General features: G+C 32.4%; 14 protein-coding genes and 1 pseudogene. 4 read left to right on the top strand and 11 right to left on the bottom strand.

Annotated features, from left to right (window positions below):
* Positions 1-375: 375 nt before the first annotated feature.
* Together aspA and LJY09_RS08670 are read right to left on the bottom strand one after the other, a co-directional pair.
* A complete protein-coding gene (gene aspA, locus LJY09_RS08675; protein WP_228307664.1) occupies positions 376-1818 on the bottom strand; it encodes an aspartate ammonia-lyase in 1443 nt (480 codons plus the stop codon).
* Between the two features lie 37 nt (positions 1819-1855).
* Entirely contained in the window at positions 1856-3127 is a 1272-nt protein-coding gene (locus LJY09_RS08670; RefSeq protein WP_028413781.1) for a cation:dicarboxylate symporter family transporter, read from the bottom strand.
* Between the two features lie 949 nt (positions 3128-4076).
* Here LJY09_RS08670 and LJY09_RS08665 point away from each other — a divergent pair.
* Complete coding sequence (locus tag LJY09_RS08665; RefSeq protein WP_108674593.1) at positions 4077-4262, top strand: DUF8096 family protein; 186 nt, start codon at positions 4077-4079, stop codon at positions 4260-4262.
* Positions 4263-4574: 312 nt separating this feature from the next.
* On the opposite strand, the gene LJY09_RS27625 is transcribed toward LJY09_RS08665, so the two are convergent.
* The 8 genes from LJY09_RS27625 to LJY09_RS08630 form a co-directional block, all read right to left on the bottom strand.
* On the bottom strand, positions 4575-4700 hold the full coding sequence (locus tag LJY09_RS27625; protein WP_255219823.1) for a hypothetical protein: 126 nt from the start codon (positions 4698-4700) through the stop codon (positions 4575-4577).
* Between the two features lie 33 nt (positions 4701-4733).
* Positions 4734-5006 (bottom strand): GlsB/YeaQ/YmgE family stress response membrane protein, encoded by a 273-nt coding sequence (locus LJY09_RS08660; RefSeq protein ID WP_028408939.1) that lies wholly within the window; start codon positions 5004-5006, stop codon positions 4734-4736.
* A 296-nt stretch (positions 5007-5302) separates the two neighbouring features.
* On the bottom strand, positions 5303-5782 hold the full coding sequence (locus LJY09_RS08655; protein ID WP_063247027.1) for a site-2 protease family protein: 480 nt from the start codon (positions 5780-5782) through the stop codon (positions 5303-5305).
* Between the two features lie 328 nt (positions 5783-6110).
* The gene (locus LJY09_RS08650) at positions 6111-6686 is read right to left on the bottom strand and encodes an MEDS domain-containing protein (RefSeq protein WP_081356431.1); all 576 of its coding nucleotides are present in this window, start codon (positions 6684-6686) and stop codon (positions 6111-6113) included.
* A gap of 791 nt (positions 6687-7477) precedes the next feature.
* Positions 7478-7912: a hypothetical protein gene (locus tag LJY09_RS08645; protein WP_028413785.1), complete on the bottom strand. Its 435-nt coding sequence runs from the start codon at positions 7910-7912 to the stop codon at positions 7478-7480.
* Positions 7913-8114: 202 nt separating this feature from the next.
* The gene (locus tag LJY09_RS08640; RefSeq protein WP_028413786.1) at positions 8115-8774 is read right to left on the bottom strand and encodes a DUF3885 domain-containing protein; all 660 of its coding nucleotides are present in this window, start codon (positions 8772-8774) and stop codon (positions 8115-8117) included.
* Between the two features lie 216 nt (positions 8775-8990).
* Positions 8991-9701: a type II CAAX endopeptidase family protein gene (locus tag LJY09_RS08635; protein WP_051418575.1), complete on the bottom strand. Its 711-nt coding sequence runs from the start codon at positions 9699-9701 to the stop codon at positions 8991-8993.
* A gap of 728 nt (positions 9702-10429) precedes the next feature.
* Entirely contained in the window at positions 10430-10687 is a 258-nt protein-coding gene (locus tag LJY09_RS08630) for a SunI/YnzG family protein (RefSeq protein ID WP_028413788.1), read from the bottom strand.
* Between the two features lie 170 nt (positions 10688-10857).
* Here LJY09_RS08630 and LJY09_RS08625 point away from each other — a divergent pair.
* A pseudogene (locus LJY09_RS08625) lies at positions 10858-11271 on the top strand (DinB family protein); the annotation flags it as partial.
* Positions 11272-11579: 308 nt separating this feature from the next.
* Here the strand turns inward: LJY09_RS08625 and LJY09_RS08620 are convergent.
* On the bottom strand, positions 11580-12023 hold the full coding sequence (locus LJY09_RS08620) for a hypothetical protein (protein ID WP_028413789.1): 444 nt from the start codon (positions 12021-12023) through the stop codon (positions 11580-11582).
* 185 nt (positions 12024-12208) lie between these two features.
* On the opposite strand from LJY09_RS08620, the gene LJY09_RS08615 reads away from it, so the two are divergent.
* Together LJY09_RS08615 and LJY09_RS08610 are read left to right on the top strand one after the other, a co-directional pair.
* Positions 12209-12934 carry a ZIP family metal transporter gene (locus LJY09_RS08615; RefSeq protein ID WP_228307663.1) on the top strand — a complete coding sequence of 242 codons (726 nt, stop codon included), beginning with the start codon at positions 12209-12211 and terminating at the stop codon, positions 12932-12934.
* 455 nt (positions 12935-13389) lie between these two features.
* Positions 13390-14325, top strand: a complete 936-nt coding sequence (locus tag LJY09_RS08610) for a cation diffusion facilitator family transporter (protein ID WP_028413791.1) — start codon at positions 13390-13392, stop codon at positions 14323-14325.
* Positions 14326-14352: the final 27 nt, after the last annotated feature.

The following is a 14352-nucleotide window of genomic DNA, read 5'->3' as shown; positions in this document are numbered from 1 at the left end:
GAATACGTTAGTAGTTTGCCCAGATTTGTAGATTCATATACATATAACTTTAAAAATAAATGTTGTGAACAATTCTGTTTTTACAAAATAACTTTATCTACGTTTTATAGTTAGGTAAGTAAATATTAAAGTATTTTATGTATTTTTAAGATTTCACTATTTATAGTTAGTGGCGACAAATAGTGCATTTTTCTACGTGAATGTCGAGAGTGTAGCATGAAGAAAAGCGTTTAGGTGGTATTTAGACTATAAAAAATAGCCTGGTTTGAATGGCATGTGGTATTTTTAGACGTTTATACCGAAAATAAGCCACCTAGGGATATCCGGAGTAGGTGGCTTATACGATAAACTTAATATGGAGCAAGCTGTTAAAAATTAATTTCTGTCAAAAAGAGAGCTGCCAGATATACCTGGGTTCGTCATTTCATAGGGATTTAAAATTAACTCAAGCTCCTCCTCAGTCAATACGTCATATTGCAAACATAGTTCTCGTACCGACTTTCCATTTAAAATAGCCTCTCTAGCAATTCGTGCTGCTACTTCATATCCGATATGTGGATTTACGGCTGTAATAATCCCTACACTTTTTTCTACATACTCTTTTAAACGTCCCTCATTTGCTTCAATGCCTCTTAGACAATGGTCTGTGAAGACGTGGAATGCGTTATTCATAATACTGATTGACTGAAGCAAGTTAAATACAAGAACAGGCTCCATCACATTTAGTTCAAGTTGACCTGCTTCCGATGCCAGGCAAATTGTATGATCATTACCTATAACTTGAAAAGCTACTTGATTAATCATTTCAGGCATGACAGGATTGACCTTTCCAGGCATAATAGATGAACCAGGTTGACGAGCTGGTAATATAAGTTCAGCTAATCCTGCACGAGGACCCGACGCCATTAATCGGATATCATTCGCAATTTTAGACATATTAATCATGCAAACTTTTAAGCTAGCGGAGACTTCTGTATAAGCGTCTGTATTTTGAGTCGCGTCTACAAGATGATTGGCCTTCTTAAGTGGTAAACCACTAATATTTGCTAGATATCTTACAACATTTTCGATATAACGTGGATCTGCATTTAAACCCGTTCCAACTGCAGTTGCTCCCATATTAACCTCATATAAATGTCCATAAGATTGCTTAATACGTTTCATATCGCGCTCAAGAACACGACTATATGATTCAAATTCTTGACCAAGACGGATTGGAACCGCATCCTGTAGGTGAGTACGTCCCATCTTTATAATAGAATCAAATTGTTCTGCCTTTTTCTGAAATACACTGTGCATATAATTCATTGTTTTTAGTAACTTATTTAACAGATTAAGCGTTGCAATATGGATAGCAGTTGGGAATACGTCGTTTGTTGATTGTGACATGTTTACATGACTATTAGGGCTTAAATCGGAATAAGAACCTTTCTCGTGACCAAGTAACTCTAAAGCTCTATTTGCAATAACCTCATTTGCATTCATATTCATTGAGGTCCCCGCACCACCCTGTATTGGACCAACAATAAATTGATTGTTTCTTTTCCCTTCGATAACCTCTTCTGCTGCTTCAATAATTGCGTTACCCAATCCATCATATAACCTTTTGGTTTCCATGTTAGCAAGAGCAGCAGCCTTTTTTACGATTCCTAATGCTTTAATAAGCTCTGGGTGAATCTGATATCCTGTTATTGGGAAGTTTTCAACTGCACGTAAAGTTTGAATCCCATAGTAAGCATAAGTAGGAACTTCTTTTGTTCCTAGGAAATCTTTTTCAATTCTTACATTTTGTTTTTCTGGTATTTCTATATTTTTCATAACATTGATCTCCTTCTTTACATAAAAAGAAATTTTTTTATGCTACGTCCGATTTTCTAATAGAATCTGTATAATGCTTTGCTTTTTCTTTATCGAATCCGCCTTCCCACTTAGACATCACAATAGCAGCTAATGCGTTACCTACTACGTTGACAGATGTACGAAGCATATCTAAAATACGATCAATACCAGCAATGAATGCCATACCTTCTAGAGGTAATCCCATTGATCCTAGTGTTGTTAATACAACAACAAATGAAGCTCCTGCAACTCCTGCCATTCCCTTAGAAGTCAACATTAATACAAGTAAAAGTGTAATTTGTTCTATGAAAGATAAATGAATCCCATACATTTGTGCAATGAAAAGGGCAGCAATGGCTTGGTAAATGGATGATCCATCAAGGTTAAAGGTATATCCTGTCGGAATAACAAATGATGTGACAGCTTTCGGACAACCAAAGTTCTCCATTTTAGTCATTAACCTTGGCAATACTGCTTCAGAGCTTGCGGTTGTAAACGCTAAAATTAACTCATCTTTTAAGATTTTTATAAGCACTAAAACATTAGTTCCAGCCATTTTTGCAATAATACCTAATACTACAAAAACAAAGAAAATCATGGTCAGATATATAACGAGTACTAACTTTCCTAAAGGGATTAATGAACCAATTCCAAACTTCGCCACATTCAAACCAATTAAAGCAAATACGCCAAATGGAGCAAATTTCATAACTAAGTTTGTCATCCAAAACATGGATTCTAGTACGCCTTCAAAAAAATTTAAAACTGGTTTGCCTTTTTCTCCAATTGCTGCAACTCCTAGACCAAATAAGACTGAGAAAAAGATAATCGCTAATAAATTTCCTTCAGTCAATGATTGGAATATATTAGTTGGGATGATATGAACAATTTGAGCTGCTACACCTGCACTTTCAGTTGTTTTAGATGTTTCTTCATATTTGGATATATCACCTTTCTCAAGGTTCCCCATATCTATACCAGTACCTGGATGGAACAAATTTGCGGCCAATAAGCCCACTGCTAATGCAATGGTAGTAACAATTTCAAAATAAAGAATGGTTTTTCCACCTAGTCTTCCTAACTTTTTAATATCACCTACACCAGCTATAGATACGATGAGTGCAGATACAACGATAGGAATAACAATCATTTTAATTAGGTGAAGAAAAATATCTCCTAAAGGTTGAAGAATGGCCATCACTGCATGATTTCCATAAAAAAGAGCACCTATAGCAATCCCGAACGCAAGTCCAATAAATATTTGTGTAGCTAATCCCAATTTCTTCATAGTTGTAACCCCTTTCAATTTACAGTTCATTAAAACACTTAAAGAGAGCCTATGCTTAGGCTAGCGTCTATAAAAAAAGACAATAATTAAAAATAAGTCCAATGTGTAAATAATCTTTAAAATAAATGGTAATCATATAATTTGAAATTAACTCCCCCCTTCAGTAAAGCGTTTTCAAAATCTTTAATGTAAAATACACTTTTTCGGCTCACCTTATATACCTGAGCATATAGTATCATTTATAAAGAGATTTTCTATTATCCTTTTAACCTTTTGAAATCCTGTTTATTGTCTAACATTCATATAAACCTAGAAGTGACTGTTACTAGATTTATATGAATGTTAGACAACATATTCTAAACTATTATCCCTTCATTTCAGATAAAGAAATATCTTCTTCTTTTATTTAGAGATAAGGAAATCATAACATTAGATATCTCTATAACTTGTTAAAATAATTAAATCTCTTAAAATGTTTTTCTTCAAATTAAATGATATCGCTTTCAAAAATTTCAATCGTAGTAACTACATATATCTTCTCTGAAAGCTAAAGGAATTTAGGATTTATTTCAAGTGTAACTTAATTAACTAAACTACAGCATTAAGTTGGGGTATCTCCTTCAGCCTCTTCATACTGTAATCTCATTATAATAAACATGCGTTTCTTGTATATAGGTAATGAATGGAATCAAAAAAATGATAATAACGAAAAGTATATTTTTAATTTCATGTTCTCTTTTTGCGTACTTCAGTTACATTATATTTATATACGACAGATAAATCAAGAAAATTATTATTCATTTCGCGTACATTTTATTTAGACAGGTCTCATAGAAGTAAATAATATTTTAATAACGACAAACTGTTATGGAAAAAACAAAGTAATTTTAACATACACCTTTTATATAGACTTAATTGTGTTAGTCTAATAAAAGTCAAATAGAAAAGAATGATCAACCTGGAAGAAATAAAAGAGCAAGAAATCGATTTTGATAAAGTGTATGACTATGTGGAATTTCCGAATAAGGTTAGTGGCCGTTGCGATCACTGTAACTCAGCTTACTTCAAAAGCTCCGTAAAAGGTGGCGTTTTCTTACATGAATGTAGAGAATGTGGCATGAGGAAGAGTATATAAAATGTAAATATATAATAACCAGGCCCTTCAGAATTTAAAGGGGCCTTTTGTTTATGTTTAATAAGGTTGAGTAATAGATACTTCAGTTTAAGTGAGGAAGCTAATCCCTAACCTATAAAAAGCGCAGATTCTAGGGCCGTTTACGCCTGACCTACTGCAGTAATGAAGCATATCTGCACTTTATTTTTAAATATTTTCCATAATAATAAGCGACCCTATATACTGTAAACAAAGTTACTAAGGTCGCTTATACTATATTTTGATTTATTATTTTTTTGTCTGTTTCTTTATAATAAAATATCTGTAATCTCATTAATCTTCTGACAGAATTTCGCTATCATTATTAATTTGATCGAATAAATAAGTAAGATAAGAATCTAGTTCAAATTGATTACCTTCAACAAAATCATATAGCATAGAATTATTTTCTTCTCTCATTTTTAATCACTCCAATTTAAGTTTTTTCAATTTTTATACATGATGACCATGATTCTTTTTTTGACCCATTTTTCTTAAAAGAAAGCTTACAATTAATACTAAAATGATTGATCCAATAATTGCTGGGATAATTGCAAAACCGCCAATGACTGGCCCCCAACTTCCCAAGATAAGGCCGCCCAACCAAGAACCAATAAAGCCAGCGATAATATTACCAATAATACCTCCAGGAACGTCGCGTCCCGTAATTAAACCGGCGAGCCACCCGATAATTCCACCTACAATTAGCATCCATAGAATCTCCATTACTACTTCCCTCCTTTTAAATTATTTAGTTAACTTTACCCCTCACTAAAACTCATTAATCTTGTTATTTTTTTCCTGATCAGAGTTTTTCTTGTATATAACCATCTACGCCTTACTTACTGCAGTAAGAGCTCCTTGTTGTTTTTTGAGTAGACAGGTAAATTTACTGCAGTAGCTACATCATAGTATCTAAAGAATTACGACTTGATTACTAATCAGTATCTATTTCAGTACCGTTGCCGCGTTAATACGCATTGTGGACGTCCAGTTTTAATTAGCCATTTTTCTTTCCTTTGTTAATCCGGATTACACGTTATCTTTCCATATCTTAATGCATCATAGATAGCTCGCCCATCACTTAAACTCGTTTCTGAATATTCAAAGGGTAAGAGCGAGAAAACAATATAATAAATAGAGAAATAAACAAATTGGTAAGAAAAGAGATTCTTTGAGAGAACACCCAACATAATTAAACCATACACAAGAAGGATAGACGCTACATTAGCTACGGTACCTCCAGCATAAACACAAGCATGAGTAAAACGGTTATCATACTTTAATTTTTCGTAAATACAAAAGGAGTGCAAAAAATAAATAGATTTTATTTTAATTTTCTTCCACCTAAAAATCGTTCTCCCTTGTCCAATGGTAAAATCGACCTTTCCTCCTAGAATAATAGCCATAAGTGAGTGCCCCAGTTGGTGAATAACAGACACAAGTGGAATGACAATCAAAAAAGAAAATAATAGTTTCGGCATATCACTCCATCCAAACATACCTGTCTCCCTTTCCTCTTAAAATAATCTTACATTTGATATTCCACATTTTCGCCTATCAAAACCGGTATTTTTATGAGGGCTGTATAAGAGAATGATGCTTTTCTATTCTTTGTATTTATGATTTCCATTAGGTTAACTAAATAATTAAACCGGACTTTCTTTACAATAAAAAGAGCTACCTCGAAATAGAAAAACTAACCTGAAGAGACATAAGAATACGAGGAAAGAGCTTATAGTGGTAAATAAACTGAATGGATGAAAAGGAGCCATTGATTTCTTTAAAAATAAAAAACGCTTAGTATGATTGCTTAAGCGTTTTTTATCTTTATTCCAATTCAGTTAATGGCCGATATTGTTTAGAAGTAATTAAATCACCCTCAATAAGAACATAAGGATGTGTTTCCATCAGAATAGTTTTGAGATACTCTGGCATCCTCTCTCCTTTGTATGCACAAATTAATGGGAATGAGAGTTTATTCACCGCGCTATCCACTATTTTTTCAAAATCTTCGATTAGATGTAAAGGATCTTCCATTGTGCTCCATTCTACATGTGCCCATGATCTGAAAGAAATTCTATTTTCTAAGTAGGGCTGAACGCTCTTATTAAAATAATTAAGAATGGCAGGAGGATGATAACTACCACTTGAATAATAGAAATCAAAGTTGTTTATACGATGTATCATTTTCATTTGATCTGTAGTCAATAGTATTTTCAAATGGTCATGAATAAAAGGATAAAAACGGTCATTTTCAATAAGAAGAATGCAATCTCCAGCAAAAATCCCCTCTTGGATATAACTTACAACTTGTCGTATATAATTTTCTTGCTGGTCGTAGGAATACAGTATATGAATACTCTTTTGTTCTGCAAACAACTGATTCATTTTACTTTTCAACACATAATCCCTTCTTTCTTCTCGCTCTCTCATTATACTAGGATTATGTAAACAAAATATAGTGGTAACTTATTGAATTTTCAAACAAATAAATAAAACCACATACAGAAGGTGCGCTTTTTATACACTTTTCTAAGCTCTGTCTCAAAGAGAAACCTTGTTAAATCAACGATGTATAAAAATATGCATAAAGTAAAAAACTCTTCTTCCTGCGACCCCTTTTCTATAGAAGTAACATCTAACGTATTTTATTAAAAATATCGTTAACTATTACACACATTGTAGAAAAAGTTCATATTTGTCGTCACTAAGTGTAAACAATAAAACTTTAATAATAACTAAAATACTTTAATGTTTACTTAACTAATAATAGAACGAAGATGAGGTTATTTTACACTCGGAGATTTAATCACAATATTTATTTTTAAAGCTATATGTATATGAATCTAAAAATCTGGTCAGACTAATAACGTATTCCCCCTATCCCAATAAATTTGAAAACCCTTTGCTTATAGTAGCAAAGGGTTCTTTTTATCTTCTATATCTCAAAAACAGACAGTTCCTCTCAGCTTGAAAATCAAAAGAATAATTCCATAAGGGGAATACTAAAAATAACAGCAAAAATCTGCGAAATTAAAATTACTCTCGTTTTGCACTTTACGATTGCCCAATAAATCCCTATCGCGATCATATAATTTTTAGATAGATGCCATATCTCGGGGAGGAGAACAATCGTTAAAAACATCATAAGGGTCATAACAGAAGTGGTGATGAGTAGATGTTTAAGTAACGTATTATCCGTTTTTATCATCATTTTCCCCGAATTGGTCTTTCCAGTCCCAATAACTATCATAAACCTCGTCATGTAGCATTAATTCACTATGTTCATCTTCCAATTCTTGTTCAGGTAATAAGTGCTTTGGTTTTATTTGAAGACCTAGCCAGACTCCATCGTTATCAATTTCAATGTCATTCGGATCTGAAACGCCATCTACTAAACACATAAAATCATGAAATAAGCCCATCATATTATCCTTAACTATCTTTTCAATTGCTTTTATTGATGCTGGCGATAAATTTTCGCTACTTAAACTTAGGGCTTCTTCATCTGTTAAGTTTAGTTCCTGCCAAACGAGTTCTTTATTAATATTAGTTAGTTGGTTACCCATTTGCGAATATTCATGTATAAGTTTCTGCATTTCCATCAACATAGCTTTTCTTGAATCCATCGTTATATCTCCATTCTTTTCTTCTTAGTGAAAATTTAATCCCAGTAGTTATAAAGAACTTCCCCTACAGTAATTGGTTTCCAATATGCTATTTGTGCTAATTCTGCATGGTTTAGTTGGTTGTCATTTTTTATTAGAACAGATCCTTTTTTACGCATATATAGTAACCTTTCGTTCAGTGACTCTGCATTTAATAATGTTTTTATTTAAATAAAAGATCTATTTCTTCCCGGTCATAATCTAAAATCCAATGATTATATTCTTCATAAAGAAACTTTATAGATTCTTTATTAGAGGCTAATACATCACAACCTCGATCATCATACAAATGAAAAATGATTTCTTTAGAAAGATTAACAAAATAAATATCATAACCACTTTGTGGGTTGTTTTTAAGTATGCTAGATGGATGATCAAAGTCTTCATAACAAATAGCTTTTAAGAGTTGTACATATTTTAGTTCTGGTTTCTTACAAGAAAGTGCAAATCGATGAGTGACAGATTGATCATCTGCCTCATCAAATACACTAGGTAAAGGATGATGACTTAATTGATATAGCTTTTCCTTATTTTTTATGTATTTTAAATATACGTTTAAAGGTCTTTTTTGGAGGAAGATATCTTTTTTTATGGAGTGTACATCCGTAATAAGAAGAATCTCATCTTCTTCTTCAAATACTGCTTCAAATAATCGGATTGAACGATAAAATGCTTGCTCTAAATGTTCCTTCTTATAATAAGGTATCAAAGGATCCGATATTTCAAAACGAATGCTATTTTTCCATAAATAAAATAGAGAAGGGCCTAATATTAGTCTTTCAAAATGTTTTTCTAAAAATGAGTGTAGAATATCATGGTTCATATATTTTTCTCCGTGGTTTTTGATTTTATTTTAACATTTTTCTAAGTGAATTCTTTATATACGATATAAAAAGCTCTCTTTATAAATTCTGTTCTCAGAACACATTAAAAAGGAAATTTTATGAAACTTCAATACTCAATTTAAAGGTAGAAATGAATAGTAATAAAAAAAACACTTGAATAATAGTTTATTCAAGTATCTCTTGATAATAGTGATTTAATTTTCTTTAATTACACTTGAAGGGCTCTTTTTATTAGGCAAAAAGACAAACTTCGAATCAATAATGAAATGTAGTGCGATAGGAACCCACAAAGAGCCTGTCCCCACAAGAAGAAAAAACATAATGCCACCTAAATAGGAAGTGAATAGTACCCCTTTCCAGCCTTGGTAGAGGTGAACAATTCCAAATAACAGACTTGAAATAATTCCAATTGCAACGGTAGATAAATGAAAAAGGAGGTGGTCGAAATAATGAAACATTGCGCCACGAAAAATAATCTCTTCGCAAACTCCTGCTGTAACTGCTATCAAAAGAAAAAACAGCCTTTCCTTGAAGTTTGATGGCAACAGGAATTGAATACTCTCATCACTTAATCCTTCGGAAATTTTCTCTCTAGCATTTTTGGAAAAGGAAATCATAAAAACAATCATTATAATACTAATTCCTGCCCCCACTCCCGCAGACAGTAAAAAATCTTTATCTAAAGAAAATAAAGGTTTTTTAATAGAAAATAAGTTGTTAAACGTGTGTTTAGTCAAAAACCAATAGACTAGAAATATGATGACCAATATCCATTGAGTAATAACAATTTCCCCGTACATTCTCCATTTGTTTAGTTGATTACTTTTTATTTTCTTTAAATAAAAATAGTCCCATACTGGATACCCTACAATAATTAATAGTAAAAACAGAGTAAGAAATATCATGTTTATCACCTCTTAGTTGTTAAATATTTTCAAACCCATTTTATTATAACATTGTGATTTTTAGTAATTAGAATAAATTATGTTTTATTTTCTAATTGTAAACAATTAATACTGTAACCATTTTTGTATTGAATATTAACAGAAGACAGGTGTTAACACTGAGACAACTGTCTAGGGTTCCTATTTAATGAGAAAAAGAAGCTCCTCCCTCTCCCAAAAGGTAGGTTCTTTTGTTTTTAAGTTCTATTTAAACTTTTTTATACCTCTAGTTTTTATAAACCACGTTATTGGCGCAGATTCAACTATATGGTAAAATGATCCTTTAAAGGATTAATAAAGAAATAGGAGTGTATTTTATTTGTTACATGTAGTAATACCGCTTTTAGTACTAACAACTGTGCTCTACTTTTTCATTTTAAGAGCTAGAATAAAAAAGGTAGGTTTTCAACCTAAAGAACTTCTCTCCAGTTTATGTTTTTATATCATATCCATTAATTGTTTTTTATCGATGTGGCTAAATTATAACGGTACAATAAGTTGGGTTGTTAATATGATGTTACTATTACTCGCTGCTTACTTTACAAAGTATTTAAAAGTAAATAAAAATAAAAATACATAAGATATTTGATTTGTAATTAATATAATGAACTTTATTGGTAGTGAAGCTAAATATTAATGACCACATCTGTGATTAGATATGGCCATTATTTATACATAAAAACTATCGATTATGAGTTTATTCTGTTTATGATTGTCGCCCTGTTTGTAGTGAAAAGTATGTAATTTTGCTTCTTAGTTTTAATGAATATTCGATCAGTTGTTCCATATGGAGGACCTATACGGATTGCATCAACTTCTTTACCTCCATACGTATCGTCTTCCGTAATCTCAATAATATCTTCTAGTGCAATATTAAATTTAGCAAGTTGCCATTTTATGATTAATTCTTTTTCTGTTTTCTTAACGTCAATTCCCACTGTAAACATATAAACATCCCCTTTTTCCTTATAATTACATTTTAACACACTATAAGAGAAGATAAATTAATGAATACAATATGCCGAGTTAATTAACATAAAACCTATTATAAGAACCATAAATATTTGAAATAATTAGATGTTTCTCTTTTTAATTTAGTAAAATTATCTAAGAAGATAAAAAGGGGGAAGCAATTCCTCAAACTGAATTGGATTGGAAGCCAGATAAAGAAGCTATGACATGCATAGAGATGGTTCGACATGTCTTAGAGTCAGAATACTATTATCATCTAGCTATTAAAAATAGGGGTATCTTAAAAGAATTTGACTCTCCTTTTGAAAAAAAACCATTGATTTGTGTAAAAAGTGAATTGGAATTTGCAGACATATACCATCAACAATTTCTAGAGATGATAAGTACCTTTTCAGATGAGGATTTAACATGTATTCAAATAGATCGTTCAGATGTAGGCTATATTCGTTCTTTAGGCGATATGTTATTGCGTATAGGTTATCATGAGTTCGTACACGCAGGACAACTCTTACAGTATTTAAGAACAATGGGAGTTGATCGTCCTAAAGTCTGGGATTAAACAAGTTAAGCGCTTATGTATACCACATATACAAACCCAATTAACATAATCAGCATTTCAGATTCTAACTGTTTCGTTAGAATCTCAACTCTGAGACATATGTGAAATTTTTACTATACACCGCTTGGAGATATTATAAAGTGCCTTGCTGTCGATAAAAAAGTTCCAATTAATTTGACATTATCCAGTCCCTAGAAACCTAACACGTTTTCTTTTTCAGGTTTCCATCCAATATGCCATATTCGTTTTGAGCAATTCTTTCACTTTCTGCATAGCTTATATATTACAATAAGCAACATCGATTCCCATTAAGTGCCCAAAATAGTGATGTACGATTGTGTTTGACATACCTTTGTTATCCACACTGTAAATTCTTTGATCATGTTAATCAACTCACGAATGTACTTGTTTTTGTGATGATCAAACTGTTTGTACGTTTCCTCTACTTTACTAAAATCAATCCATTTCTTTAGTTTAATCATAGGCGGGTTGGTGCTCAAAAAATACGCGAGTTCTTGCAGCTGATTACTGATCCTCAGCCATGTTTCTGCTTTGATTTCTGTCACTTGGGTAGGTTGATACTGTGGCACATACTTGCAAATCGTGGTGTAGAAATAAGCAAAAGCTTCATCAGCAAAATAGACCGATTCTTTATTCCAATACTTTGCATTGTACTCACCTGGCTTCACTTCTATATAATAAGCATTTTCCACCTTATCCACATCTGTTATCATTTCAAAAGGAGATTCCATAGTAACACCTCTTCTTTAGATAACGTTAGTATGTCCGTTTTTATTAGTGATTCACCTAAAAATCACTCCAAAGTTAATATCATGTACTTTTATTTTTTTAACCATTTATAAAACATAGGTATGATTGCCCTTCCTTTGAATAGGTTAGTTGTAAAAAAACATATCGCCGAAAGGAAGTAGCAATTATGCATATAGAAATAAATACCTTATTTACTTTAGGTTCTGTAATGGGTTTATTAGTAGGTGGAGGACTTCTTAAATTAGTTAGTCACCTGTCACGAGGTAGAATTCAGTTTATGTATGCGATATGTGGAGGAATCTTATTAGGGTTGTTATTTTTTGATATCCTTCCTTCCACATGGCATCTGTATGATTTAAAAGGCGTTCTATTAGGCATCGTAGCAGGATATATCGTTATGCTATGCATTGACCTCTTTTTGCATAAAACAAATAGTGCAATTTCACCTTTTCAGTCACTTATTTTATTAACGGCTGCAATCTTTTTTCATAATATTATTACAGGAATTACCTTTGAGATAACAGATCTACATCAGTCAGCTTCCGTATTCGTAGCTACCCTCTTACACCAAATTCCAGAGGGTATGGCCCTAATGACCGTTCTCTCCATAGCAAAAATACCTAACGTCTTCTTTTTATTCATTATAGTCCTTCTATCACTATCTTTGGGAGGGAGTTTATTACTTGGAGAAAGTGTACAAGCTTCCTCGCTTAAAATACAAGCTTTATCGACCGGAGGAGCAATTGGTACCCTATCTTTTGTTATTTTTCATGAAATAATAGGAAAGGCTATTAGTCACTTCAGAAACCTACATGTATGGCTATTAATATCGCTAGGAGTACTAATTATTTATATTTATCACTATTCCCTTTCACTATTTCATAGTCATTAAACTTATATAGAAAATTTTAGAGATCTTAATTTATAAGGTCTCTTTTTCATTCTTATAAGATTAATCATATTACATAAGAAATTCAAAAGTCGTGATCCGAATTTTTTCTGATTTGTTAAAAAGAAGTATGAGATTGATTTGGAAACAGCTTTTGAGTGACATAAATGATTTTTAATAAAGTTGAAAATACTAAAATAAATGGTCAAATTAAATGTCGAAATAATGAAACTCCTTTTATTGTTTTCCAGAACTTAAAAGCACTCACTATCTCACCACAAAAGAATTAACATTCTATTTCTACTGTCTTAAAAGGAATGTTTAGTATATGGAATTTTCAACAATTTAAAGATCCGCCAATTGAGTTTTTTAAATAAACTACTTTTAATCAAATCCAAAACAAGAGAAATAACGTTTTTTAAACAATGATCAGTTTTTTGCAGAAAGGAGAGATTCTTATGGTAGACAACCATAATCACGACCACGGAGATGTATTTCACTCCCATGCTCCGATTGGGAAAATGAAATTAGCATTTTTTCTTACTTTAATTATCCTGGTAGTCGAATTAATTGGAGGATTCATTTCACGCAGCTTAGCCCTACTTTCTGATGCTGGACATGTACTTACAGATATTGCAGCCATAGGGCTATCCTGGTTTGCTATGCACCAAGCCCAAAAGCCAGCTTCGGAAAATTTCACTTACGGGTATCACCGTTCAGGGATACTAGCTGCTTTTATTAATGCCATGACGTTAATTGTTATCGCTGTTGTCATACTATACGAAGCGATTGATCGCTTTAAGGATCCCCAACCAGTGGGAAGTACGTGGATGTTTATTAGTGCATCTGTTGGTTTAGTCATGAACCTTTACTTAGGTCTTGGCTTAAGGAAGGAAGACAACATCAATGTGAAAAGCGCCGTACTTCATATGATTGGGGACGCAATGGCTTCGGCAGGAGTTATTATCGGAGGACTTATTATCCTATTCACTGGGTGGAATATCGTTGATCCAATCCTAAGCGTTCTTATTGCATTCTTAATTGCTTTGGGCGCATGGAAAATTGTAAAGCAGACAATAGGAATTTTAATGGAAGGTACACCGAAAGGAATCTCTTTAGAAAAAGTAATGGAAGCAATTCATGCAGTTAAAGGTGTACTAAATGTCCACGATTTACATGTTTGGAGTATAACTAGTGGGAAAAATGCATTATCCTGTCATGTGGTGTTAAATAATCAGATAAGTTTCCTGGAAAGTCAGGTCATATTAAGAGAAATTGAATCCAAACTTCAACATCAAGAAATTGAGCATGCAACTATCCAGTTAGAAAACGAAGAGCACCCTCATGATGAGTCAGCTATTTGCTCTACCACCAAACGTGAAGGTCATCACTAATACAACTTGGTGTTTTTATATGTGTAA

Source organism: Priestia sp. J2, from assembly GCF_020790095.1.
Lineage (GTDB): Bacteria > Bacillota > Bacilli > Bacillales > Bacillaceae_H > Priestia > Priestia zanthoxyli.
Note: the sequence above shows the minus strand (reverse complement) of the source record. Positions and strands in the feature narration are given on the sequence as shown.

Coding starts and splice junctions, on each gene's coding strand:
- aspA (WP_228307664.1), bottom strand. CDS start 1,818: ATGAAAAATATAGAAATACCAGAAAAACAAAATGTAAGAATTGAAAAA.
- LJY09_RS08670 (WP_028413781.1), bottom strand. CDS start 3,127: ATGAAGAAATTGGGATTAGCTACACAAATATTTATTGGACTTGCGTTC.
- LJY09_RS08665 (WP_108674593.1), top strand. CDS start 4,077: ATGATCAACCTGGAAGAAATAAAAGAGCAAGAAATCGATTTTGATAAA.
- LJY09_RS27625 (WP_255219823.1), bottom strand. CDS start 4,700: ATGAGAGAAGAAAATAATTCTATGCTATATGATTTTGTTGAAGGTAAT.
- LJY09_RS08660 (WP_028408939.1), bottom strand. CDS start 5,006: ATGGAGATTCTATGGATGCTAATTGTAGGTGGAATTATCGGGTGGCTC.
- LJY09_RS08655 (WP_063247027.1), bottom strand. CDS start 5,782: ATGTTTGGATGGAGTGATATGCCGAAACTATTATTTTCTTTTTTGATT.
- LJY09_RS08645 (WP_028413785.1), bottom strand. CDS start 7,912: ATGGATTCAAGAAAAGCTATGTTGATGGAAATGCAGAAACTTATACAT.
- LJY09_RS08640 (WP_028413786.1), bottom strand. CDS start 8,774: ATGAACCATGATATTCTACACTCATTTTTAGAAAAACATTTTGAAAGA.
- LJY09_RS08635 (WP_051418575.1), bottom strand. CDS start 9,701: ATGATATTTCTTACTCTGTTTTTACTATTAATTATTGTAGGGTATCCA.
- LJY09_RS08630 (WP_028413788.1), bottom strand. CDS start 10,687: ATGTTTACAGTGGGAATTGACGTTAAGAAAACAGAAAAAGAATTAATC.
- LJY09_RS08620 (WP_028413789.1), bottom strand. CDS start 12,023: ATGGAATCTCCTTTTGAAATGATAACAGATGTGGATAAGGTGGAAAAT.
- LJY09_RS08615 (WP_228307663.1), top strand. CDS start 12,209: ATGCATATAGAAATAAATACCTTATTTACTTTAGGTTCTGTAATGGGT.
- LJY09_RS08610 (WP_028413791.1), top strand. CDS start 13,390: ATGGTAGACAACCATAATCACGACCACGGAGATGTATTTCACTCCCAT.